Origin of the sequence: Chryseobacterium sp. Leaf201 (genome assembly GCF_001421435.1) — a bacterium.
Lineage (GTDB): Bacteria > Bacteroidota > Bacteroidia > Flavobacteriales > Weeksellaceae > Chryseobacterium.
In genome coordinates this window covers 1-23,103 of sequence record NZ_LMKA01000098.1, presented here as the reverse complement: position 1 = coordinate 23,103, position 23,103 = coordinate 1, and the positions used below count along the sequence as shown (strand labels likewise).

Annotated in this window: 18 protein-coding genes, 1 tRNA gene and 1 pseudogene; 14 read left to right on the top strand and 6 right to left on the bottom strand. The window is 40.5% G+C overall.

Annotated features, from left to right (window positions below; genetic code table 11):
• Positions 1-831: 831 nt before the first annotated feature.
• The 3 genes from ASE55_RS15050 to ASE55_RS15040 all read right to left on the bottom strand — a co-directional run bounded on the left by ASE55_RS15050 (position 832) and on the right by ASE55_RS15040 (position 5,712).
• Positions 832-908: transfer RNA gene (locus tag ASE55_RS15050), tRNA-Arg, on the bottom strand.
• Between the two features lie 12 nt (positions 909-920).
• Positions 921-2,681, bottom strand: a complete 1,761-nt coding sequence (locus ASE55_RS15045; protein ID WP_056221368.1) for a TonB-dependent receptor — start codon at positions 2,679-2,681, stop codon at positions 921-923.
• A gap of 67 nt (positions 2,682-2,748) precedes the next feature.
• Positions 2,749-5,712: a tetratricopeptide repeat protein gene (locus ASE55_RS15040; RefSeq protein ID WP_056221365.1), complete on the bottom strand. Its 2,964-nt coding sequence runs from the start codon at positions 5,710-5,712 to the stop codon at positions 2,749-2,751.
• Positions 5,713-5,960: 248 nt separating this feature from the next.
• On the opposite strand from ASE55_RS15040, the gene ASE55_RS15035 reads away from it, so the two are divergent.
• Both ASE55_RS15035 and ASE55_RS15030 read left to right on the top strand, forming a co-directional pair.
• On the top strand, positions 5,961-7,631 hold the full coding sequence (locus tag ASE55_RS15035) for an APC family permease (RefSeq protein WP_056221363.1): 1,671 nt from the start codon (positions 5,961-5,963) through the stop codon (positions 7,629-7,631).
• A 114-nt stretch (positions 7,632-7,745) separates the two neighbouring features.
• Positions 7,746-8,093, top strand: a complete 348-nt coding sequence (locus ASE55_RS15030) for a DUF962 domain-containing protein (protein WP_056221361.1) — start codon at positions 7,746-7,748, stop codon at positions 8,091-8,093.
• Positions 8,094-8,247: 154 nt separating this feature from the next.
• Here ASE55_RS15030 and ASE55_RS15025 read toward each other — a convergent pair whose 3' ends face one another.
• The 3 genes from ASE55_RS15025 to ASE55_RS15015 all read right to left on the bottom strand — a co-directional run bounded on the left by ASE55_RS15025 (position 8,248) and on the right by ASE55_RS15015 (position 12,820).
• Positions 8,248-10,269, bottom strand: coding sequence for a DUF3857 domain-containing protein (locus ASE55_RS15025; protein WP_056221359.1), 2,022 nt, complete (start codon positions 10,267-10,269; stop codon positions 8,248-8,250).
• A gap of 196 nt (positions 10,270-10,465) precedes the next feature.
• On the bottom strand, positions 10,466-11,392 hold the full coding sequence (locus tag ASE55_RS15020; RefSeq protein ID WP_056221356.1) for an SPFH domain-containing protein: 927 nt from the start codon (positions 11,390-11,392) through the stop codon (positions 10,466-10,468).
• Between the two features lie 72 nt (positions 11,393-11,464).
• Positions 11,465-12,820 carry a deoxyguanosinetriphosphate triphosphohydrolase gene (locus tag ASE55_RS15015; protein WP_056221377.1) on the bottom strand — a complete coding sequence of 452 codons (1,356 nt, stop codon included), beginning with the start codon at positions 12,818-12,820 and terminating at the stop codon, positions 11,465-11,467.
• Between the two features lie 70 nt (positions 12,821-12,890).
• On the opposite strand from ASE55_RS15015, the gene ASE55_RS15010 reads away from it, so the two are divergent.
• The 12 genes and pseudogenes from ASE55_RS15010 (at position 12,891) to ASE55_RS14960 (ending at position 22,738) form a co-directional block, all read left to right on the top strand.
• The gene (locus ASE55_RS15010; RefSeq protein ID WP_056221374.1) at positions 12,891-13,625 is read left to right on the top strand and encodes a DNA-formamidopyrimidine glycosylase family protein; all 735 of its coding nucleotides are present in this window, start codon (positions 12,891-12,893) and stop codon (positions 13,623-13,625) included.
• An 865-nt stretch (positions 13,626-14,490) separates the two neighbouring features.
• Positions 14,491-14,991: a MepB family protein gene (locus ASE55_RS15005; RefSeq protein WP_056221371.1), complete on the top strand. Its 501-nt coding sequence runs from the start codon at positions 14,491-14,493 to the stop codon at positions 14,989-14,991.
• Between the two features lie 39 nt (positions 14,992-15,030).
• Positions 15,031-15,747 (top strand): AAA family ATPase, encoded by a 717-nt coding sequence (locus ASE55_RS15000; protein WP_056221352.1) that lies wholly within the window; start codon positions 15,031-15,033, stop codon positions 15,745-15,747.
• An 84-nt stretch (positions 15,748-15,831) separates the two neighbouring features.
• A complete protein-coding gene (locus ASE55_RS14995; RefSeq protein ID WP_056221349.1) occupies positions 15,832-16,884 on the top strand; it encodes a serine hydrolase domain-containing protein in 1,053 nt (350 codons plus the stop codon).
• Between the two features lie 120 nt (positions 16,885-17,004).
• Positions 17,005-18,807, top strand: a complete 1,803-nt coding sequence (locus ASE55_RS14990) for an ABC transporter ATP-binding protein (protein ID WP_056221346.1) — start codon at positions 17,005-17,007, stop codon at positions 18,805-18,807.
• Positions 18,808-19,142: 335 nt separating this feature from the next.
• Entirely contained in the window at positions 19,143-19,997 is an 855-nt protein-coding gene (locus ASE55_RS14985) for an AraC family transcriptional regulator (protein WP_056221343.1), read from the top strand.
• Positions 19,998-20,071: 74 nt separating this feature from the next.
• On the top strand, positions 20,072-20,794 hold the full coding sequence (locus ASE55_RS14980) for a hypothetical protein (RefSeq protein ID WP_056221340.1): 723 nt from the start codon (positions 20,072-20,074) through the stop codon (positions 20,792-20,794).
• A gap of 7 nt (positions 20,795-20,801) precedes the next feature.
• Positions 20,802-21,197 carry a hypothetical protein gene (locus tag ASE55_RS14975; protein WP_128414590.1) on the top strand — a complete coding sequence of 132 codons (396 nt, stop codon included), beginning with the start codon at positions 20,802-20,804 and terminating at the stop codon, positions 21,195-21,197.
• A 116-nt stretch (positions 21,198-21,313) separates the two neighbouring features.
• On the top strand, positions 21,314-21,544 hold the full coding sequence (locus ASE55_RS14970) for a hypothetical protein (protein ID WP_082474594.1): 231 nt from the start codon (positions 21,314-21,316) through the stop codon (positions 21,542-21,544).
• A pseudogene (locus ASE55_RS20970) lies at positions 21,545-21,598 on the top strand (DUF2695 domain-containing protein); the annotation flags it as partial. It lies immediately after the preceding gene.
• Positions 21,599-21,684: 86 nt separating this feature from the next.
• On the top strand, positions 21,685-22,206 hold the full coding sequence (locus ASE55_RS14965) for a hypothetical protein (RefSeq protein ID WP_056221333.1): 522 nt from the start codon (positions 21,685-21,687) through the stop codon (positions 22,204-22,206).
• A gap of 70 nt (positions 22,207-22,276) precedes the next feature.
• Positions 22,277-22,738: a hypothetical protein gene (locus ASE55_RS14960; RefSeq protein WP_056221329.1), complete on the top strand. Its 462-nt coding sequence runs from the start codon at positions 22,277-22,279 to the stop codon at positions 22,736-22,738.
• The last annotated feature ends 365 nt before the right edge of the window (positions 22,739-23,103 follow it).

The following is a 23,103-nucleotide window of genomic DNA, read 5'->3' as shown; positions in this document are numbered from 1 at the left end:
TATGCTCTGCAGGATGGATACCTTAATATGGATGGTGTTTTTTATTATTTAAAAAAACATAGCGAATCATTCGGGACAGAGGTTAATAAAAGGGATTCACTTCGGCTTCTTTCACTATGACATTTATTCGGTCTTATTTGCTATTCTAATTACTAACTTAGCTTGTAATGAAAAATACTCTAAAGCTTTAGAAAATAAACAAATCAATTATCTCGGCTCTATTTCTTATGGTATTTATATGTGGCATGCTATTCCTTTAATAATCTCAATAAAGTTAGCGATATTATGGGATGCTACTTGGATAATATATCCATTTACTATTGTAGTTACTTACGTAATGTCTTATTTTTCTTATAAATATTTTGAAGAATATTTTCTCAAATTGAAATCTAAATTTCTTTAATTATAACGTTATGTAATAAGATTAGAATGAGAAATTCCCTCGCCTTTTAACTTTGCATTATTACCAATATATTTAACGATGATATCGGCAATATTCAGCTTCTGATAGCCTGATATAAGATTTCCGGTCTGCTTATTCCAAACCATCCCGCCAATAGGGCCATTGTATGTCCTTCTTAATGCCTTGCGGCTTTATCAGTTATAAATATTAAGCATTAGAGAATACTCTTTTTGAAGTTAATTCTGTTCCGGCCTGCTCTTTAACCTTTTCATTGATCTTGAAAAAATTCATTCTGAACACTTTACCTGATATAATAAAGCATATGATCCTCAAAGAAGGAATACGATAAGAATAAAGAGATCGTCTGATATCTTTGATGGGTTTGATGGGAATAAAAAGAAATAAAAAAGCCCCTGAAACAGGGGCTTTGGTGACCGCGGAGGGATTCGAACCCCCAACCGTTGGAGCCGAAATCCAATATTCTATCCAGTTGAACTACGCAGCCCTCATTGTTTATTTAGAACGTGATCTTCACACCTCCCAAAACCTGTGCACCAAGAACTTTGTAGCCTTTGTACGTCTGGTATTTTGAGCTCAGAAGATTGTTTCCGATGGCAAAAATACTGAAATTTTTGTGAACTTTATACTCTGCGGAAAGATTTAAATCTGCATACCCCCCAACTTTGTCATTGGTATCCTCTGCAGACTGGTACATCAGCGGGCTTCCAACTCCCTCAATTACAAATGAATTAGTGGTTCTGTCACTGGCAAAAATCCCTTTAAAACCAAGCAGTAATTTTTGGTCCAGCATGGTATATTTTGCACCGATTGTGGCATTAAACAGCGGAACATTATAGATATTCTCGTAATTTTTCAGCTCAAACCTGGTAAATTTCACCTCTGCATCCAGTATTAAGTTGGCCAGCGGGAAATACTGCAGGCTACCTTTAACATCGCTTACATTCCCGTCATCATAGATCGCAGAGAATGTGTTTGCATAGTTATAGGCAGAACGGTTGACGGAAGTATAGTCAAACAGATCATTTGCCCTGAAGAACATAATATTCCCCATTTTCCCGTACCCTGCGGAAACATCATATTTAAAAGTTTCATCAATGTCTCCCCTTAAACCTGCATAGAAATGGTATTTGGTTTCGGTAGGTCTAAGGTATTGGTCGGAAACGATGAAAGGGTTCTGCTGTAATAAATCGGCGTAGGTATTCAGTTTCAGGCCTCCGTCTACCCCTCCGTAAAACTTAAATTCCTGGGCAGCGGCATATTGAAATTCCGCCTGCGGGAACCAATACGTTTTGTTGTTTTTCATCTGCTCTGCCATCAGCAGGTTTGAATTTTTTGAGTTCAGGAATGAGAAGGACGAACCCAGCATCAGGTAAGACTCCCCTTTTCTGAAAGTCACTTTCGGTGCCAGGCTGATATTGACGAAGTTGCTTGAGTTATTATCAACAATGGCAAACTCACTTTTTACAGCTTCCAGCCCTACCCCTAAATCTGCATTCAGGTTAATGCCTGATTTCCCGATTTCAACCGCATGCTTGGATAAGTTGGCCAATACCGAAACCTGGTTTTCCTGGGCATCGAAATGGTCCTTTAAAAAGGAAGATTTCACCCTGATGTCATTCAGGATCTCATTGGAATAAAAATCGTAGTACCCGTTTACCTTAAACTGGTTCACGCGCTGGTCAAGGTCCACATCTCCGGGATCAAGGGCATAAATACCGTAATAATTATAGCTGTTTAAGCCGTATTCGGCATTTAAATTAAACTTTCCTTTGTCGCCGTAAGAATTAAGGAAAGCACCCAGCGTTGTAGAACTCTGTTTGGAATCCCAGGGGTAATCTTTTTTCAGGCCCTGTGTCGACAGGAAATGCGCATCCAGTCCCACTTCAATCTTATTCTGCAGGGTTTTGGAAATATTGGCATCCCCGAGGATCTTCCCGTAATTCCCCATTCCGAACTGGACGTAGTTATTCTGAACCGAACCTTCAAATTTCGGCGTTACGTCCTGGCCCTGGATGGTAGACGTCTTGAAGTCTGATACCGCAGGAACATCCGTAATGTTATACTGTACAGGGTTCTGTGATTTCTCTTCCGGCGGATAGTTTTTGATGGTCTCCACCGAAGTTTTCTTTTTTTCGATCTTCCTTACCTCCGGTTCCCTTTTTTTATTAAGAATCAGTTTTTCTTCTTTGATCTGGGAAAACGCAGCCGACGAGATCCCTAAGAATAATATAGATAATATTTGAATTTTCCTGTTCATTGTTTATTGTTGTATTAATGTCTGGTGTATCATGTATTTTTTACATGCTACGGGGTACACTTTATACTTACTTTTTAATAGATTTTTTAACCTCTTTTGCCTCTGCTACAATCTCCGGGAAGTCTTTGTAGTTTTCAATGATCTGATCACAGGTATAGCTCGCCTGGTAATTATCCTTCAAGCCTACATAATTTTTCGCCATCAATACTAAAGCGCGTGCTCCCCAGTATTCTTCAGAAGCGTAATTATTGGCCAGCTTAAAGATGGTTTCATTGGAAGATTTAAAGGCTTTCCCTTTATTCTGGTAATAGGCTTTTGCATACAGTGCTTCCGCTGCTACCGCTGTATTAGAAGATTTCTCCAGAGCCGCATAAGCAGCCTGTGCATCTTTATCCTTTCCGGAATTCATCAGGCTTCGCGCTTTGATCACTTTTGCCGTTTCAATTACCGCAACGGAGTTTTTGTTGTTCGCAATGACCGCATCCGCTAATTTTTCAGCCTGCGGGAAGTTCTTTTCTTCTGCATACAGCTTCATCAGTTCTACATTGGCGTAATTTTTTATATTGACGTCTGAAGAATTCCTGAGGCTTTCCAGATAGGTCCTGGCCTGTACGCTGTCTCCCTGCGCAATATAAATCTGCGCCAGGCGGGTCTGTGCATCATCCTGGTAATCATTGGCAACACCGGCTACATCCTGTAAAACCAAAAGGGCCTTGGTGGTATTCTTGGTCTGGTAATAACTTTCCCCCAGTTCATACTTGGCCTGGTACAGCCCCTCACCTGTCGGGTTCTGCGTCAGGTATTTTTCGTAATAGGAAATGGCGTTCTTATAGTCTTTTTTCGTGAACAGCTGTTTCGCGGTGGATAAATTGATCTCATCAATTTCAGATGCATCTATATTGACTCCGATGCTTCTGGCAAAGCTTTCATACCCTGCCACGTCACCGTTCTTCGTAAAGATGGGTTTTGCAGCCTGAACAATTTTCTCCGCATAGGCAGTGTTTTTATACTGTTCCCCTAATGATCTCAGTTCAGACAGGGCTTTCTCGCTCTGGTTCTGGTCAATGTAATTCTGTGCCCTGTAAATGGAGGCATTGGCTACCAGATCTTTATCCGATGAAGTTTTAATCACTTTATTGAAGAAATCATTGGCATTGTTAAAATCATCCTGGGCCGCATACGCCGTCCCGATTTCGTACTGGGCATCATCGTAATAGTCGGAATCCGGATATTTCGATAAAAGCGTTTTAAGATTGGTGATTTTTGCCTGCGTATCGCCTTTAAACCCTAAAGCCATAGATTTCTGGTACAGGGTATAATCCGTTGCATCTTCATTCCGGTCATAGATCGCAATGGCTTCGTTCAGGTTGTTGTTGGCATAATTGATATCTGCCAGGCGAAGCTCCGCATCATTTTTAAACTCCGGTTTCGGGTTGCTTAGGTACTGCCTGAAATAAGTTTCCGCCTGGTCAAATTTTTTGGATTTGAAATAAGCATATCCTAAATCATAGGGCAGCTGCTGCTTTTCAGGGAAGGTTTGTGTAAGCAGCTTTTCATAACGGGCAATGGCCGACGGGTAATTCCCTTTCTGGTAATACACCTGCCCTAACCAGTACAATGCACGGTTATTAAATTCTTTATTGATGTTGAATCCTAAGCTTCTTAAGAAATACTGCTCGGCTTCGTCATAATTTCCTTTGTTGAATTCTTCGGTACCCAGCAGGTAAGAAACTTCCTGGTCGATCTTGTCAATATCAGGGGAAGAATTCTGAAGCCTGTCAATGGCATTCAGGGTTTCCTTGTAGTTCCCGGAATACAGGTAAGACTTCACCAGCAGAGACCTCATCTCTGCTCCGTTTGCACTGTTCGGGTTTTCGTTGATGTAATTCTGGATTACCGTTGAAGCACTTTCAAACGGGTTCCCGATATCGTAACTTAATTTGGCATACTGTTCATGGGCCAGCTTTTTAACTTTCGGGTCATAATTCATCTGGTAAGACGAGCGGAACGCCGAAAGGGCCTCCTGCTTTTTACCAACTGCCAGATACGCATTCCCAAGCTGGTAGTAAGCATTCTGTGCCAGTGCGGAATTGCTGTTCAGCAACTGGTTGTAGTAAGAAACCGCTTCATCATATTTTTTAAGCTGGGCAGCAACAAAACCCATTTCATACAGGTCATTTTCAGACGGGTTCTGCTGGACGCTCAGGTAATCTTTCAGATGCGGATAGGCAGCATCATAGTTCCCTTTCATGAATTCACTTTCCCCGATGATCTTGTGGACTTCCGCTTTGTAAGCCTCCGAAATATCTTCATTCAGCAATGCCGTTCCTTCAGATATTGCCTTATCATAATCTTTGTCATTATAATACATCTGCACGTAATAAGGACGTACAAGCTTTGCATATTCCGGACGGTCTTTTACCCTATCGAAATACTGGAAAGCCTTTTCATTCTGCCTGTCTGAATAATACAGATGCCCGAGCATGTAGGCAATGTCTCCTTTTTGGGATTCATCAGCGGTCTTATACGCTTCCTCAAGAGCATCCGTAGCCCCTTTGGAATCGCCCATCATAAATTTGGCATACCCCAGTTTCAGGATGTACTGTGTATTTTCTTCTTTGGAAAGCTGGTACTGGTTGATCTTTTTAAGGGTTTCCAGGGCTTTCGGGAAATCCTTTTTCGCCAGGTAATAATCTGCCAGCGGCAGGTTGGCCTGGGCAAAATAAGCAGAATTGGGGTATTGCTTGATAAAAGCCGTCAGCCCTTCTTCCGCATGGTTTTTCTGAAGGATCACGCCGATCACATTATCGAAAAACTGCGCCGCTTCCTGTCTGGATCTGGACAGGTTTTCATTATAGAAATATTGCCTTGCATATTCGTACTGTGCAGCATTGTAGATTTTGGTCTGATAAAGGTTTTCGGCCAGATTGAACCTGTAGTTTTCTTTATGCGTAAAGTATTGAGACTGTTGGGCATCGGCAATACCGAAATACAGAACAGCAGTCGCCAGGAGTATTTTTTTCGAGTTCATTAATTGTAAATTTTAAAATGGGCAAGCCTGAAAAACCAGGGCTAAATATTTAAAATTCTGCAGAAATTATCCACAATTGGTCAACGAAAATATCGAAAAGATATTGTATAAACAAGCCTTTTAACACATTGTTAATCGGGAGTTCACATTTTATGACTTCTTAACTTTTTATAAGAAACCTTAAGAAAAACAAAATTATTTCATAGAAATAATTACATTTGCTTTTTTCAAATAAAACAGAGTATTGAATGAGTCAGCTTTTTAGAAGGAAAATCTATTCAGATTCAGATACATCCACCGGCCTGTTAAGGGTTCTGGGTGTTTGGGACATCGTATTTTTTGGTATCGCGGCCATTATCGGGGCAGGAAGTTTCAGCAGTTTGGGGGAAGCCGTGTTCAGGGGAGGCCCGGGCGTCATCTTACTGTATTTAATCTGTGGCTTTGCCTGCGGATTTACGGCACTCTGTTATGCTGAATTTGCCAGCAGGATCCCTACCGCCGGATCTGCGTATACGTATGCCTACGCGAGCTTCGGGGAGCTCATTGCCTGGATCATCGGCTGGGCGCTGATTATGGAATATTCTTTCGGTAATATTTATGTAGCCTTTTCATGGTCAGATTACTTCACAAGTTTCCTCGAAAGGATGGGAATGCATATCCCGGATTACCTTACCTGCAGTTATACCGAAGCTAAAAAAGCTTTTTCAGGGGGTTCTGAAAACAAGGAACTGATTAATGCATGGACCAATGCGCCTTTAATCGGCAGCCTGAAGTTTATTGTTGATGTGCCGGCTCTGGTAATCAACGGACTGATTACCTGGTTATGTTATGTAGGGGTAAAAGAAAGCAAGAATTTCAACAATGCACTGGTTATTTTAAAGTTAGCCGTTATCGTATTGGTTATTTTAGTCGGATTCTCCTATATCAGCACAGACAACTGGACGCCCGTTAATCCGGAAACCCAGGTGGCTTCTTTCATGCCGAACGGTTTTGCCGGGGTAATGAGTGCAGTTTCAGGGGTATTCTTCGCCTACATCGGTTTTGATGCATTGAGCGTACTCTCTGAGGAAACCAAAGACCCGCAGAAAACCCTGCCGAAAGGAATGATTATTTCACTGGTGCTGTGTACCGTTATCTATATCGCCCTGACCCTGGTACTGACCGGAATGGTAGACTACAGGAAGTTTGACGGCGTGGGAGACCCGCTTTCCTTCATCTTTGAGAAGACCAATGCCAATGTAGCCTGGATGGAGCTTACGGTTTCCTTTGTTGCTATTGTTGCCATTACCACAGTACTGCTTGTTTTCCAGATGGGACAGCCGAGAATCTGGTACGCGATGAGCCGCGACGGACTGATGCCGCAGAAATTCCAGACGGTGCATCCTAAATATAAAACGCCTTCATTTGCGACCATTGTCACAGGGATTGTAGTAGGTATTCCTATTTTGTTTACCGATAAATCTTTCATCCTGGACTTTACGAGTATCGGGACTATCTTCGCCTTTGTACTGGTGTGTGCCGGAGTTCTTATGCTTCCTGCCAAAGAAAAAATTAAAGGAAGGTTCCATCTTCCGTATATCAACGGTAAATTCATTTTCCCGATTATTTTTATCGGATCACTGCTGGTATTTTATTTCTGGCAGCCTGGATTTTTCAGTACGTTAATGGACTGGAAAGATCCGGCAGAAGGTGAATTCAGGGCTTCTATATTCTTCTTTATTCTGGTTAATTTAGTGCTTTGTGTCCTCACTTTTATCAAAAATTTCTCACTGATTCCTTTAATCGGATTAAGCTCATGCCTTTACCTGCTGACCGGAATGAGCCATGACAACTGGTTCTGGTTCGGATTGTGGTTTGCTTTCGGCCTCATTATCTATTTCTGCTACGGTTACAGAAACAGCAAGCTGAGAAATGCTTAGTTTAATTACACGATAATAATTTAAAAGTCCGGACTGCATTTACAGTCCGGACTTTTTGTTTCAGATTGGCGGAATTATTGCTTTAGTCTTTTTGAAAATACAAATTAAGAAGCCATGTCTGAAAGAATAAAAACCTTCAAAGAATTTTACCGGTTTTACCTTACCGAACACAGCAAAACAGGCACCCGGGTCCTGCATTTTATCGGCACGTTGATGGTCTTTTTTGTGATCGGATATGTAATCAGCTCCGGAAAGGAACGCTTTTTATGGTACGTCCCGATTTTCGGCTATGGATTTGCGTGGCTGAGCCATGCCGTTATTGAAAAGAATAAGCCTGCAACTTTTAAATATCCGATCTGGTCTTTAATCTCAGACTTTAAGCTGTTTTTTGAACTGCTGATCGGAAAACAGAAGTTTACCGGGAACTCCGTTCCCAAAAGCACAAAACTGAAAGATCATTGATGCAGACTACTTGCATTTAAAATAATTTCACTCAGATTATAGGAATTACCCAAGTTTTCAAATCTATTTAAATCTGCTGAAAAATAAATTCGGGGGCTTGCAAAGCAAGCCCCCGAATGAGTTATAAATCCTGGTTAAAAAGCCTTATGAACAATTACATAAAACGCTTTTTAAAGTTGAATTTCAGCATATTCATCAGTCCCGGCTCAATGATATCGATCCCAAGGCCGAAGTTGCTGTCGGCTATTGTATGGTGGTCCGTCCTGAACTTTTCAAAATCAGGCTGCGGGATTTCCATATTCACCAAAGGCTTGTATTCTATGTTCACGGTAGCGCCGTTTTTTATTACTTTCTTACGGCTGGTAAAGTTGAAATACGGATTATCAATTGTGCTTTCCTGAACGGTATATTTTTCTCCGGTATCAATTTTCTGATCGGTATACAGATTAATCTCGTACTTTTCACTGTCGAAATTATGCCAGAAAGAAATGTCTTTATGCATAAAATCGCGTGCGCTTGCCTTGATGACATTCCGGTCAAAATACATCAGGAAACGGTTATTTTTCGGATCTGTAAAATAAGGATTGTCTACGGTAGCTTTATACTGAATCTTAAATTCATTCATCTTCTTATCATCACTGATGATGTTGATGGAAGGATCTTTGAATACATTCCTGATATCCGTTCCGTTCCGGTCTCCGGAGTAGTTCAGGCTGTAAAAAAGGAAGTTGTTCCAGCTGTCTATGATTTCCCTCTTATTGGTATTTTTAAAATACCTTCTCATGGCATTGGCCCGGTTTCCTTTGTAAGAGGTGGTTAAAGTTAATGTTCCGGCAGTCCCCTGAACATTGAAATCCACTTTCTCATCCACACAGAAATAAGGGTAACGGTAAGGTTTCCTTTCTTTTAATTCCTGGTCCGGCTTTACTTCCAGATAATGCATGAAATAAATGAAGCCGCGGTTTTCCAGCAGCCCGAATTCTTCACGGGTCGTGGCATCAATAAAGAAATCTTCGTTTTTATAATTAATCTTTACAATCGCATGGTTAAAGGTAAGCAGCGAAGGCAGATAGTATTTAATATAGAAATCCGTATGGAAATTCACCAGGACCACTGAGGAATCCACCCCGATATAATCAAGGATTACTTTTAACAGAACCGATTTTGCTTTACAGTCGCCCTGTTTGTTTTCATAGGTAACGGCAGGCTCCTGAGGCTTGTGCCCGTTCATTTCATCAGCATTGAAAATATAGTAAATATTGTTCTGTACATACTCGACTGCAAACTGAATTTTTTCATCCGAATCTGCAATCAGGTCCAGCTTTTCGGCCAGGTCCGGTGCAAAGTCTTTCAGTGAAACCGTAGCAAAAATTTCATCGTACATAGGAGCAATATAATTGGAAAGGTCTTTCCAGCCTGCGTCGGTGGCAAAATCAATGTAAGGGAAAATTTCACGGTTTGCATCTACCGGGTTCATGTAATTCTTTTCTTCGAACACAAACCGGTCATCTTTATTCAGGTAACGCAGTTCAGGTTCCAGTACATTCCCGTTTTCGTCCCTGAAGAAGGTCTTTTTGCAGGCTATTTTCTGCTCCCTGTCATTGATGAAGGTAAAGGTGTAGCTTCCGTAAGCCCAGTAGTTATCCGGGCTTACCCAAATATATTTTGAAAATTCTTTCCTTAAGAAATCACGGTCGGTAAACGTTTTCACCCTGGAGTCTTCCATGATCAGGATATCATACAGCCGGAGGTCTTTTATGGTGATATTGATTTTTTTATTGCTGCTTAAGATCCCTCCGCTGCTCTGGTTTTCGCTGTCCAGCACTTTTATTTTGGTATCCGGGATCTTATCAATCAGGACCCCGTCTCTCAATACGCTGATCCGGTGGATATGGTACACCTCATTTTCTTCAACCACAATCTCCGAAACCGAAGCCCGTTCAAGATTGGCCGGCTCATTCAGGGTGTAGGCCATACAGATGTACTCACTGTTTTCGGCATTGCCGGTACGGTATTTCTTGTCTAAAAAATAGCAGAAATCTTTACCGTCACTGATGTGCTGCTTTGAAAATTCAGACTCCTGTATCTTACTTATAAGCTCCTGATCATCAATATTTCCCGCCCATGATTCCGACTTCCGGATTTTGTAGTTTTCAATTTCAATCTGATTGTCCATATTATATAGTACTGTTTTGTATTAATGCGGCATAAAAATGCAACGTCAAATTAGGTATTTAAAAACTAAAAAACAAGAGTACAGATTGAAGATATTTTATGTAAAGTTCTGCCTGTTTCATCAGGCACATTTAAAACCGGAGATAAAAAAATCCCTTCAGCAGCTGAAAGGATTGATATTTTTTAAAAAAGCAGTTTTAATAGCCCTGTTTTTTAGGAGGTTCGGTCATTTTACTGTATTCGTCCATTTTCTGTGTCGCTGCCATGGAAACCACTAAATCGTTCAGCATAGAACTGGCTGCCGTAGGTGAATTGGGAAGCAGTACCAGGTTGCTCCTGTTGTTGGCTCCGATGGAATTGAGGGTATCATAATGCTGTGTCACAACAATTAATGCGGAAGCTTCCTGCGCATTGATGTTGGCCGCATTCAGCATTTTTACGGATTCTTCAAGGCCTTTGGCAATCTCCCGTCTCTGGTCGGCAATCCCCTGCCCCTGCAGTTTTTTGGATTCCGCTTCAGCCTTAGCCACCGCTACAATCCGTATTCTCTGGGCTTCAGATTCATATTCAGCCGCGGTTTTTTCACGTTCTGCCGCGTTGATCCTGTTCATGGCATGTTTCACCTGCTCATCCGGATCGATGTCGGTAACCAGTGCTTTGATGATATCGTACCCGTAACTCTGCATGGCTTCCTGCAGTTCACTCTTAACAGCAATGGCAATATCGTCTTTCCTTACAAAAACATCATCCAGTTTGGTTTTCGGCACTTCTGCACGAACCACATCGAAAACATAGGATGTAATCTGGTTTTCAGGATTTTCCAGGCGGTAATACGCATCTTTTACGTTTTCCCTGATGACCTGGTACTGTACGGAAACCTTCATTTTAATGAAAACATTATCCAGCGTTTTGGTATCAATGATAACATCCAGCTGCTGGATCCTGAGGTTGAGGCGTTTGGCAATCTGATCCAGAAACGGGATCTTCAGGTGGAGGCCGGCGTGGCTTACCTTAAGGAATTTACCCAGCCTTTCTACAACAGCCGCAGATTCCTGCTTCACGGTAAAGAAAGACGCAAATAATGTAATGAGCGCGAAAAAAGCAATAATACCTAAATAAATCATAGTGTTTCAATTTATCAATTAGCTGATAAGATACAGTTTTCCCGGCTGAAAATCAAATAAAAACAAATAATTCTATACCGTCATCCCGATGTCGATTCCTTTGATTTTGCGGTACAGGTCGGTGGCATAGTTGTCTGTCATACCGGAAACAAAATCAATTACGCCCAGTACTTTCTGGTAGTCGGTGCCCGCTTCATACAGAAACTGTTTCGGAAGAAGCTTCAGGGCTTTTATATCATAGGATTTCCTCTGGTCTGAAGATTTTAAAATAGACGGGATGAAATGATCCAGCAATTCATACATAACATTGTAGCCCGCATTTTCGATCTCCACGACTGCTTTGTGGTTGTATATTTTTTCTATGGAGAAGGTTTCGATGTCCTGCAAGGTCCTGTTCTCGGATTTGTACAGATCCAGCAGTGCCTTGTCCAGGTTCCCTTCAAGAATGGTATCGAAATGCTGCCTGTACATTTCAAGCGATTTGTTGATCAGGGCGTTGATTACCTTGGCTCTTAAATAAGAAATCTGTTCATTTTCATTGGAAATCGAGGCCAGTTTCCTGTCGATCCGGTTTACATCATCCGTTTCCGACTTTACCAGCTCGAAAAACAGGTTCTTGCAGTCTGCCGTTGAGACAATTCCCAGCCGGTGCGCATCTTCCATGTCAATGATATTGTAGCAGATGTCGTCTGCCGCTTCCACCAGCCATACAAACGGGTGCCTTTTAAAGATATGGGGTTCCCGGCTTTCTGAAATCAGGCCGGTGCCTTCGGCAATCTCAAGGAAAATATCTTTCTCATTCTGGAAAAACCCGAATTTCTTCCGGTGGATAATCCCTTTCTGTTTGGCAATGGCTTCACACGGATATTTGGCAATGCTCGCGAGTGTGGAAAATGTCAGCTGGATTCCGCCTTCGTCTTTTCCCTGCTGCTGTTGCGCCAGGACCCTGATGGCGTTGGCATTTCCCTCAAAATTCACCAGGTCTGCCCACTCCTTTTCATTGAATTTGGGCTTCAGGTCATTTTCATTCCTTTCAAAATAACTGGCGATGGCATCTTCCCCGGAATGCCCGAAAGCAGGATTGCCAACATCGTGGCAGAGGCAGGCCGCGGCAATAACGTGGCCCAGGTTATGAAGGTAAAAGCTTCTGGCTTCTTCCGTTAAATCATCCTTGAAATGATCATGGATATACTCCCCCATGACACTTCCCAGGCTTCTTCCTACTGATGAAACTTCCAGCGAATGTGTCAGGCGGTTGTGCACGAACACACTTCCGGGAAGCGGAAAGACCTGGGTTTTATTCTGCAGCCTCCTGAAAGCCGAGGAAAAAATAATTCGGTCAAAATCTCTCTGGAAATCTGTTCTTGAAGCCTTTGTGTGTGGATTATTGCCTGTACGCTGGTTGGTGAAAATCCGGTTTAAGTTCATCATTTTTCAAAATTACTTTAATTTTTATTTTTACGGAATACTATTTGAATTTTTATCAGAAAATAAAGCTATGCCAGAAGGTCCGTCCATATTTTTAATGAAAGAAGATCTCCAGAAGTTCGAAGGAAAAAAAGTTACAGAGGCTGGCGGCGATGCCAAATTCGAAAAAGATATTTTTGAAGGGAAAATTTTAAAGGAAATCAGGACGTTCGGAAAGCAGACGTATCTGGTTTTTGATGACATCGTGGTCAGAATCCATTTATTGATGTTCGGTTCCTACGAAATTGATGAACAGACAAAACCCGACCGACAATTGCGGTTATCACTGATTTTCAAAGAAGGCGCCCTATATTTCTATACGTGCCACGTGAAGCTTGTTGATCCTGAGTTTTTATCTGAGATAGACTGGGAAGCGGATGTGATGAGTGACGAATGGAACCCTAAAAAAACAGCGAAAAAATTAAAGTTATATCCGGAGATGATGGTCTGTGACGCACTGATGGATCAGGCTATCTTTTCGGGAGTCGGAAACATTATTAAAAATGAAGTACTTTTCAGAATCGGAGTCCAGCCGGAAAGCCTTTTGGGGAACATGCCGGCAAAAAAGATAAAGGAACTGATTGAAGAGGCCCGCAACTACAGCTTTGATTTTCTGAAATGGAAACGTGATTTTACACTGAAACAGCACTGGCTTGCCCACACGAAAAAAGTATGCCCGAAATGCGGAGAAAAACTGATTAAAAAGCAAACAGGAAAAGGCAAAAGAAGAAGCTTTTACTGTGAAAATGACCAGAAGCTTTATTAATACAACAGAATAATCCTGTTCTCTTCCACTCACCTTTTGTTTACTTATCCTGTAAACTGAATAATCATTCAGATTTTCTTATAAGCTGATACACTGTACAAAGCCGGGTACAGTTTTCATCATTATGCATATAAATAAATAAGGAAATCACTCAATAAAACAACATTTATATATCACTGTTCTTTGAACCCAGGTTAAATTCCGTTAACCTTAGATCAAAATAAGGTGACATATTTTCACCTTTTTTATACTGTTATGCTCTTCATCATTTAATTTTTGTTTTTGTCAATCTGTAAATGGAAGACCTTAAGTTATTAACAGATCAATAATTTTTTACGAATAAAATAACAAATACGATATAAAAATAATTAAAATACATTAAATTAATGTAAACAAATATCAATAAAATCCTGAATAAAAACCACCTAACATACTGATAAACATCATGATTATTTCATTTGGAGTATTATTTTAAAGTTGTAATATTGCAGTACGGAATTAGCAATAAATAATCAAATAATTAAAAATACAATAAAATGTTAACTTACATCGGAATCGCAACTTGTTTAGTCGTTTTTGCCTCTTATTTCGCAACAGTGAAAAGAGAAGAGAGAAACTAACTGCAATTTAATTTTAGGGCTGAGATTTCAGCGAACACAGAGACACACAAATGAATGCTACGGTTTATGTTTCCAACCGGGATCTTATTCATATCGATAAGGCATACAGAGAAGCATAAGCAACAACACTAAGGAAATCTTTAATTTTTATTATAGCCGATAGGGTCGAACTTTTTTGTTCGGCCTTTTTGCTTTATACTTTAAATGGTAATTCCTATGTTTGCCTATAAATTAAAATGGTACTGATGATACAGGAGCTTGAGCTGATCCGGCAGACAGTTTTCGGCAGACTGGGGCTGGAAATTACTGATCTGAATAAAGATGCAGAATGTGAGGAATATTCGGGATTTAATTTTAAGCTCGGCCAGTTCAGCATAAAATTCCGGAAAGCCAAAATTACCCCTAAAAAGACAGGGCAGTTTGTGACATTATGGAAAAGGAATCCCCAAACCAAAGAAACAGAACCGTTTGCATCAGATGACACTTTTGATTTCTTTATCATCTTTGCTGAAGATAAAAACCAACAGGGCTTCTTCTTTTTCAGTAAGAATACTTTGGTTCAGCATAAAATTTTAACAACTTCATCACAAACAGGAAAGCGCGGATTCAGAGTATACGCTGCCTGGGATATTCCCGGAAACAGACAGGCAGAAAAAACAGGCATCTGGCAGAACAAATCCTTTATCAATTTTTCCGATCCTGACTGTCCGGACAAATGCAAAGCCATCCTGGATACAGAAATTTGAATTTTTAAGCTTTATCTTTGCGTGTAATTTCAATATACCATGAATCTGTATAACCTTATTATCCAGGATAAAGAAGAAGTTTCTCTTAATGATGTATTCCTGGAGCCGCAGAATAAGCAACATTTTGTACAGCTTATCAAAGAGCAAACCTACAGTAAAGAGCTGCAGGAATACGGCCTTCCGGTAAACAATAAAATACTGCTCCAGGGAAGCTCCGGCTGCGGAAAAACCATGACGGCAAAAGCAGTTGCCAATGCTTTGGGCAGGAACATCATCATCCTTAATTTAAGCAATATCGTTTCTTCAAGAATCGGTGAAACTTCCCAGAATATCAAAATGATTTTTGATAAGGCAGCCCGGGAACGCTCGGTCCTGTTCCTTGATGAGCTGGACCAGATCGGGAAAGCGCGGGGCAGCGATGATAAAGATGTAGGCGAAATGAGAAGGCTGGTCAATACTCTGCTACAGCTGATTGATTATTATCCTGAAAATGCCCTGCTGCTGTGTGCGACGAACCATGCAGAAATTATAGATACGGCTTTGCTGAGGCGCTTTCAGCTGAAAATTAATTACGGGATGCCTTCTGCCGATTTTCTCGATGTGTTTTATGACAAAATTTTAGCTGAATTTCCGGAAGACCTGAAAAATATTGAACGGAAATACGGGATTTCGTTTGCGGAAGCAAAAGACCATGCCTTTACGGTGGTCAAGGGAAACCTGATTAAAAAACTTGAGGCCGGAACGGTTAAAGAATGATTGCCTGCTGAAAGAAACAATGTTCATAACGCCAGCGGACTGTAACAATAGGCAGGATAACCCGACCCATACTTCAAAATTCTTATGATTAAAAATCTTATTCTTCTGCTGTGCTTTATCACGTCCGTTACCTGCTTCAGCCAAAACCATCAGAAATTCATCGATGCAGCCGTCCGGAAACAGTTCAGCAAATTTCCCGGTGTCGGTCTGGTAATCGGTGTTTATGAAGGTTCCAAAACGCGTTATTATGCATACGGCAGCCTGCTGAAAGACGGAAAGGCAAAAACAGACAGCACTACCCTTTTCGAAATCGGTTCTGCTACGAAAACCTTTACGGCTCTTTTATTGGCGCAGGAAATAAACAAAGGCAACATCAACGCATTTGATTTTATCGACAGCTATCTCCCGAAAGATGTGCCGTTTGGCTGTTCCCTGAAGAAAAGAATTTTACTTACCGACCTGGCTTCACACCAGTCGGGATTGCCGAACCTCAGCAACGACCGGTATTTTTCAGATTTAATGGAAAAAGACCCTTCCAATCCGTTCAGGTTTGTCGACAGAAAATACCTGTATGATGTTTTAAAATCAACGGACACCCTTTCTTCTTTCAGGCAATACCAATATAACAATTATGCATTTGCCCTTTTAGGAAGTATCCTTGCAGACAAATCGCAGATCAGCTACGAGCGTATGGTAGAAGATCAGATCCTGAAGCCTTTACACATGACTTCCACTTCATTCAGCGTTACCGACAGTAAAAACCGTGCAGGTTTATACAGCCAGCAGGGTGAAGCCCAGAAACCCATGATTTTGAACCAGGCGAATCCGGCAGGCGGGCTCCATTCCAATGCCGTAGACCTGCTTACCTATTTAAAAGCCTTTTTACAGCATAAGGATTTTATATCCCTGAGAAAACTTACGGAGAAGACCTATTATGAAGATACCCGTAAAAAAATCGGGCTCGGCTGGGAAATCGGGAACGGTTTTGTTGAAAAAGACGGTGATACCTTCGGCAACTCCAGCCTGATCAGGTATTCCCCGGACCACCAGGTTGCTATCGTAGTACTTTCCAATCATCAGAACGGAAACCTGGTAAGGGATCTGATGAATGAAATCTATACTGAAGTTACCAAATAACTGCATACCGCCAGTTCATCATCCGGATTTCATCGCAAGATGCATCATAAAACCTGAAGGTATTAAATCTGATGTGATCCGATTTATATCTGTAATTTTGCAGCCAACTACTGTAGAAGAATGAAAACATTATTTAATTATTTAAAACCCCATAAATGGCTGTTGATCTTATCGTTGGCCTTGGCCACGGTGAACCAGGTATTTTCCTTATTCGGGCCTGCGATTACCGGGAATATTTTAGACCAGCTCGTAACACATCCCAACTTTTTTGATAAGCAGAAAACACTGCCCAGAAACCTGGACCAGTATCTGTACGGAACCGATGTGTACCACGGGGTGTTCTATTTTTTGGGACTGCTGATCGGAACTGCGATGATAAGCCGGATTGCCAAAGCCTTTCAGGATTATGTGGTGAACGTCATCACCCAGAAGTTCGGCGCTAATATTTTTACCGACGGGCTGCAGCATTCCATGGCTCTTCCCTATCAGGAATTTGAGGACCAGCGCAGCGGGGAAACCCTTTCCGTTTTAACCAAAGTAAGGGAAGATTCCGTGAAATTCATTACCAATTTCATCAATATCTTTTTCGGGATCCTGGTGAGTATTATCTTCGTGTCTGTGTATGCCATCCGCCTGCACTGGTCGATTATGCCGGTATATGTCGTAGGGATTTTCCTCATTGCATTTATTACCAACCTGCTAAGCAAAAGGATTAAAAATATCCAGAAAACCATTGTTACGGAAACCACCGGACTGGCCGGAAGCACTACGGAAAGCTTACGGAATATCGAAATTGTAAAGAGTTTAGGCCTGACCAAACAGGAAGTCAGACGGTTAAACAACAATACCTATAAAATCCTTGGACTGGAACTGAAGAAGGTAAAAAGCATCCGCTCGCTGAGTTTTATCCAGGGAACCATGGTGAATTTCCTGCAGCAGTTGATTACCCTTACCCTGCTGTTTTTAATCTTCAGGAATATAGTAACGCCGGGACAGTACCTTTCACTGATGTTTTATGGATTCTTCATTTTCGGGCCTATGCAGGAAATAGGGAACATCATCATTTCTTACCGTGAAGCCCAGGCCTCGCTGAATAATTTCGATAAGCTGATGAAAAAACCTGCTGAGGAGAAACCACTGACCCCTAAAAAAATCGGGGCTATTGAGCAGCTGGAATTCAGAAATGTTTCCTTCAAGCACCAGACGGCCTCTTATAAAGCCCTGAACGATATTGCCTTTGATGTAAAGAACGGGGAAACCATTGCATTTGTCGGGCCGAGCGGCTCGGGGAAAAGTACGCTCGTGAAATTACTGGTCGGGCTGTACCGTCCGAAAGAAGGTTCTATATTCTACAATAAAGTGAATGGGAATGAATTTGATTTTGATGAACTCCGGAACCAGATCGGTTTCGTTACGCAGGATACCCAGCTTTTTGCGGGCACCATCAAAGAAAACCTTTTATTCGTAAATCCGGATGCCACAGAAGAAGACCTGCGGATCGCTTTAAAAAAATCCAGCAGCACCGCACTGATCGAACGGGCTGAAAAAGGAATCGATACCGTGATCGGCGAAGGCGGATTAAAATTAAGCGGCGGCGAAAAACAAAGGATTGCCATTGCCAGGGCCTTACTGAGAAAACCCCATTTGCTGATTTTTGATGAAGCCACTTCCGCGCTGGACAGCATCACCGAAGAGGAAATCACTTCTACCATCAGGGAAATCTCTGAAGAAAAGAACCAGATTACCGTCCTGATTGCACACCGCTTAAGCACCATTATGCATGCCGACCGGATTTATGTCCTGGAACGCGGCAAGGTGATTGAAACCGGGTCACACGAGAATTTGTTAACCTTAAAAGGATTATATTATGCCATGTGGCGCCAGCAGATCGGGGAACGGAAGATGGTAAAACCGGGTTTATAATGCAATCTGTTTTTAATTGCTGAAAACAAGATTCAGGACTTATGAAAAGTTTGACGGATTAAAGGATATCCCGTATGAAAGCCATTTCATCGGGTATCTTCAGCATCATGAAAAATTATGCGTGGTGTCTGATATAAAAATAATGGACGCTGATAATTGGAATTTAAAATCGATGCTTAACAGATAGACTGAGATTCAGAAATTGACAAAATGAAACCGGGCAACACAGACCAATCAAAATAAGCTTTAGAAATCAGATCCCGGATTATGTTTTTGTAAATTTGAATACATAAATTCATTCATTAAACTTATTCGGTAGTATCAAATAATAAAGAATGTCCGGCCCGTCACCATCTATTCCGTTAAATACTTTTCCTGATGCTCACAGTCCGGGCATTATTTTCGTGGAAACGTCTGTTAAAGATTTAGAAATAGATAAAATAAGAGAAGCCCACAGAGATGATTATCATATCTTTTTTATGCTTAATGAAGGCAGTGGAGTCTTTGAAATTGATTTCCAGCAATATGAAATCAATGCACACTCGGTGATGTATATCCAGCCTTTTCAGGTGCACCGGGTTATTTCTATTGATGATGCGACATTTAATACGCTGCTGGTCAGCAGTGAAAACCTAAACCCCGAATATCTCAGATTATTAAAAGAGATTGCGCCTGCCGGACCTCTGCTTTTAGATCCTGAAATTTTTTCTGTAGCCTCGGAAATCGGAGCCGTCTGCAGAAAACTGTATCAACGCAAAAATGAAAAACTGTATCACCTGATGATGAAGGATGCCTGTAACAGCCTGGTAGGATATCTTATCTCACAGTTCTTGGTTCAGACACATCGGGCAGATCAGCCTGCACGGCATGAAGTGATAACCAAAGACTTTAAACTTTTACTGGATCAGGATTTTCTTACGGTGAAAAGTCCAAGCCAATATGCCGGAAAAATGAATATTTCTACCGCGTACCTTAATGAATGCCTGAAAAAAGCAACCGGACAAACCGTTTCCTATCACATTCATCAGCGTGTAATTCTTGAAGCAAAGCGCCTGTTATTCCATTCCGGCAAATCGGTAAAAGAAATTGCGACGGATCTCGGTTATGATGATTATCCGTATTTTTCCCGGCTCTTTACGAAAGTAACGGGAATCGCGGCACTGGCATTCCGAAACAAAAACCTCGAATAATCCAATACTTACCGCTTCTTATCCATTTCAGAACGGGTTGCTTTGTCATTTCTTTGTATCATAAATTTTAAGATATGCCGACAGCACCAAAATGGATCAATGATACCCTTGAAAAATTAGCACCTTCAATGCTGAGAATCGTTAAAGTAGAACATATTACCTACCTCAATCCCAACATAAAAATCATCCGGCTGAAAGGAAATTTTTCGGCATTGCATTTTGCACCGGGATTCACGGTTTCGTTTCGGGTAAGCCCTACGGAACTGCGGCATTATACGGTGTCCCATGTAGACCCTTCTGCCAGGTTCATTGAATGTATTGTGCATATCCACGGCAATGAGCCCGGTGCCAGTTACATCAACGAACTTCAGCCCGGAGATGAAAAAATAAAATTGGCCGTCCTGGGAAGTGATAAACAATACGATTCAAAAGTTAAAAAGCAAATCATCTTTGGCGATGAAACCTCTTTAAGCTTAATGTCTGGTTTTTTACCTGTACTCCGACAGAATGAACATGACTATCGGTTTTTCATAGAGCTGGATGAAGAAAACAGGAACATCCCTGAGAAAATAGGGTTACATAACTGCACTATTTTTTCTAAAAATGATATTTTCCGCGATCAGGATAAAATTCAGCAATTATCTTTATTCAATGACGAAGAGTGGTCGGATGCCAATATGGTATTGACCGGAAACGTACGCTCATTACAGAATTTCAGAAAGGTACTGAAGGAAAACTCCCACAAAGGGAAAATCTACGCAAAAGGATATTGGCTTGAAGGAAAAAAAGGATTATAGCATCATTATGAAATATATTCTCATTAAAAATCAGGAAGAAAAGGAAGATGATGTACTGAACGACATCGCTGAATTCCTTTGGGATTCCGGTCATGAAGTGGATCTTGCAGACTGGACTGAAGCTTGTTTTGAAAATAAACTTCACACCCATTACGACTGTTATATTTCGATCATTAAAAATTATGATGCGTGCCAATCGGTTTTAGATAGGCACCGGTCTGTTTTTAAGAATTTTAATTCCTTTAGAAAGGCAGGCCATATTTTAATTTTTTCAGACACCGGCGTATATACCGATGCCATTCCCTACCCTCATAAGATCTTTGATTATAACCATTTAGACCGGGAATCATTACAGCGTTTTTTTCGGTGGTGCAGAAAAATAAGCCTCTTTATTAAAGCTTAATCCGGATAGCGTGGATTTGAAATCCATATCTGCTTCAATAAACTGAAATTTAAAGTTCCATAGAAAGTTCCGGTATTATTAATTATCTTTAAATCAAAAGTTTTATTTCATACATTATGCCCGACAAAGACGAAACTGAACGACGCAGACAAATCAAAAGAGAACTTAGAGAAAAAGCAAATCTTAAATTTGAACAGAGCCTTCCTGTTTCCCGTGAAATTTTTAAAAGCATCTTTGATTTTATTAATAAGCATCTTCTTGAAAATGAATGTGATGACACACTAAAATTAACCTGGAAGTTTTTGAAAGAAAATCAGATTACAAATACGGATGAAGTGGTCAGCTAGCTTCAAAATAATGGCGGATATTGTGACTGTGAGGTCCTTTATAATATTGAATAACAGTTTGATAATGTAATCTGACAGAGGATTTAAACTTTGCTGATTTTAAAATATCAGATGATACATGAACTACTAAAAACAGATAAATGATGGAATACAATTATTTTTACGGAGCAATTTTGATCGATCGTGATTATGAAAATTCTAAAAATTTCATTTCTCAAAAAATGATGGAGAAAAAGTACCTTTATTTTCATCCCAATATATTTTCCTTAGGAGAACCTGAATATCCTTACTACTATGAAAATATATTAATTTCATTCGGAAGAACGGCAAAGTACTTTTGTGATGATGTTTATGAACTCAAAGCATTTTTACGTGAGTTTGAAGATATCTTATCTAACCTGGATTTTGAAACTGCCCAAATAAAGGTTGAAGCAAGCTATGCGGAGTACAAATTATTCTGGATTAACAAACAAAAGCTGAGAAGTAGTGACAGAGATTCTTTACATGATACATTTAATGAAGAACAAATAAGATATTATGAAACAGAAAATCTTTATTTCGGTTTTGGAGAAGTTGATTTATTTTCAGGATACGTTGACAAATATGAAGAAGAGAAACTATTGGATTTCGACAGGAAATATCCAGGTTTCATCTATCCTTAGATAAGTATTTAGTACAGATGCCATCACTGTCCTTCAAATCACAACATCACCCCCAAATAAAAGAAAAACCATGATAACAGAATTAATTCCTGCCATAAACACGATCATTACGTTTGGACTTGAATCTGGTCTAACCATTAATAAAAGTGACCGGGATAAATTGCTGGAGAAATCTTTAGTGAAAATATACAGTTTATATTTTGACATTCAGTATGACTACGACAATACGGATTTCGGAGAAGATCAAGAATACAGATATGCCGAAATAAGAAAGAATATTGAAAGCAATTTTCCTGACTTCGGTTTTTATAAGACCATTCCTGATCTTATGGATCTTGATAATAAAGATAATTTTGGAACGGGTGACGCAGCAGATGATCTGACCGATATTATCCTTGACCTGCTGGAAATAAAACGGAGAATAGAAAACAACAGCCTGAATGACGGACTCTGGTATTTTGAATTTATTTTTTCAGGGCATACCCGGCAACATCTGATTGATTTACTGAACTATTTAAAACAGAAAGATTGACATAACAAAGATTCCTTACTCTAAGGTTCACCAATACTTTATCGACATACAATCTGTCTCTCTAAAAAAAATATTTTTTCCGATAAAAGCAGATACCGTAATTTTGCAATCGTACTTCCGTGATGGTACTCATTAGAATTCGGGCATAATACCATTAAACTAGTCTGAACGATTAATCAACAACTTCTCGATACACTCCGCTTTGCTTCGTTACTCCTTTAGATTTGTAAAAAGAAAATGATATTTTTATTATGAAGAGAAAAGTGTTTAAGTAAACTAATAATTACTCCGAGTACAACTCATACTTCGAAAGCATCCAGCGGGGGAATTGATGCTACCAGTCCGGCCAATTACCTGAACATCTG

Coding starts and splice junctions, on each gene's coding strand:
- ASE55_RS15045 (WP_056221368.1), bottom strand. CDS start 2,681: ATGAACAGGAAAATTCAAATATTATCTATATTATTCTTAGGGATCTCG.
- ASE55_RS15040 (WP_056221365.1), bottom strand. CDS start 5,712: ATGAACTCGAAAAAAATACTCCTGGCGACTGCTGTTCTGTATTTCGGT.
- ASE55_RS15035 (WP_056221363.1), top strand. CDS start 5,961: ATGAGTCAGCTTTTTAGAAGGAAAATCTATTCAGATTCAGATACATCC.
- ASE55_RS15030 (WP_056221361.1), top strand. CDS start 7,746: ATGTCTGAAAGAATAAAAACCTTCAAAGAATTTTACCGGTTTTACCTT.
- ASE55_RS15025 (WP_056221359.1), bottom strand. CDS start 10,269: ATGGACAATCAGATTGAAATTGAAAACTACAAAATCCGGAAGTCGGAA.
- ASE55_RS15020 (WP_056221356.1), bottom strand. CDS start 11,392: ATGATTTATTTAGGTATTATTGCTTTTTTCGCGCTCATTACATTATTT.
- ASE55_RS15015 (WP_056221377.1), bottom strand. CDS start 12,820: ATGAACTTAAACCGGATTTTCACCAACCAGCGTACAGGCAATAATCCA.
- ASE55_RS15010 (WP_056221374.1), top strand. CDS start 12,891: ATGCCAGAAGGTCCGTCCATATTTTTAATGAAAGAAGATCTCCAGAAG.
- ASE55_RS15005 (WP_056221371.1), top strand. CDS start 14,491: ATGATACAGGAGCTTGAGCTGATCCGGCAGACAGTTTTCGGCAGACTG.
- ASE55_RS15000 (WP_056221352.1), top strand. CDS start 15,031: ATGAATCTGTATAACCTTATTATCCAGGATAAAGAAGAAGTTTCTCTT.
- ASE55_RS14995 (WP_056221349.1), top strand. CDS start 15,832: ATGATTAAAAATCTTATTCTTCTGCTGTGCTTTATCACGTCCGTTACC.
- ASE55_RS14990 (WP_056221346.1), top strand. CDS start 17,005: ATGAAAACATTATTTAATTATTTAAAACCCCATAAATGGCTGTTGATC.
- ASE55_RS14985 (WP_056221343.1), top strand. CDS start 19,143: ATGTCCGGCCCGTCACCATCTATTCCGTTAAATACTTTTCCTGATGCT.
- ASE55_RS14980 (WP_056221340.1), top strand. CDS start 20,072: ATGCCGACAGCACCAAAATGGATCAATGATACCCTTGAAAAATTAGCA.
- ASE55_RS14975 (WP_128414590.1), top strand. CDS start 20,802: ATGAAATATATTCTCATTAAAAATCAGGAAGAAAAGGAAGATGATGTA.
- ASE55_RS14970 (WP_082474594.1), top strand. CDS start 21,314: ATGCCCGACAAAGACGAAACTGAACGACGCAGACAAATCAAAAGAGAA.
- ASE55_RS14965 (WP_056221333.1), top strand. CDS start 21,685: ATGATGGAATACAATTATTTTTACGGAGCAATTTTGATCGATCGTGAT.
- ASE55_RS14960 (WP_056221329.1), top strand. CDS start 22,277: ATGATAACAGAATTAATTCCTGCCATAAACACGATCATTACGTTTGGA.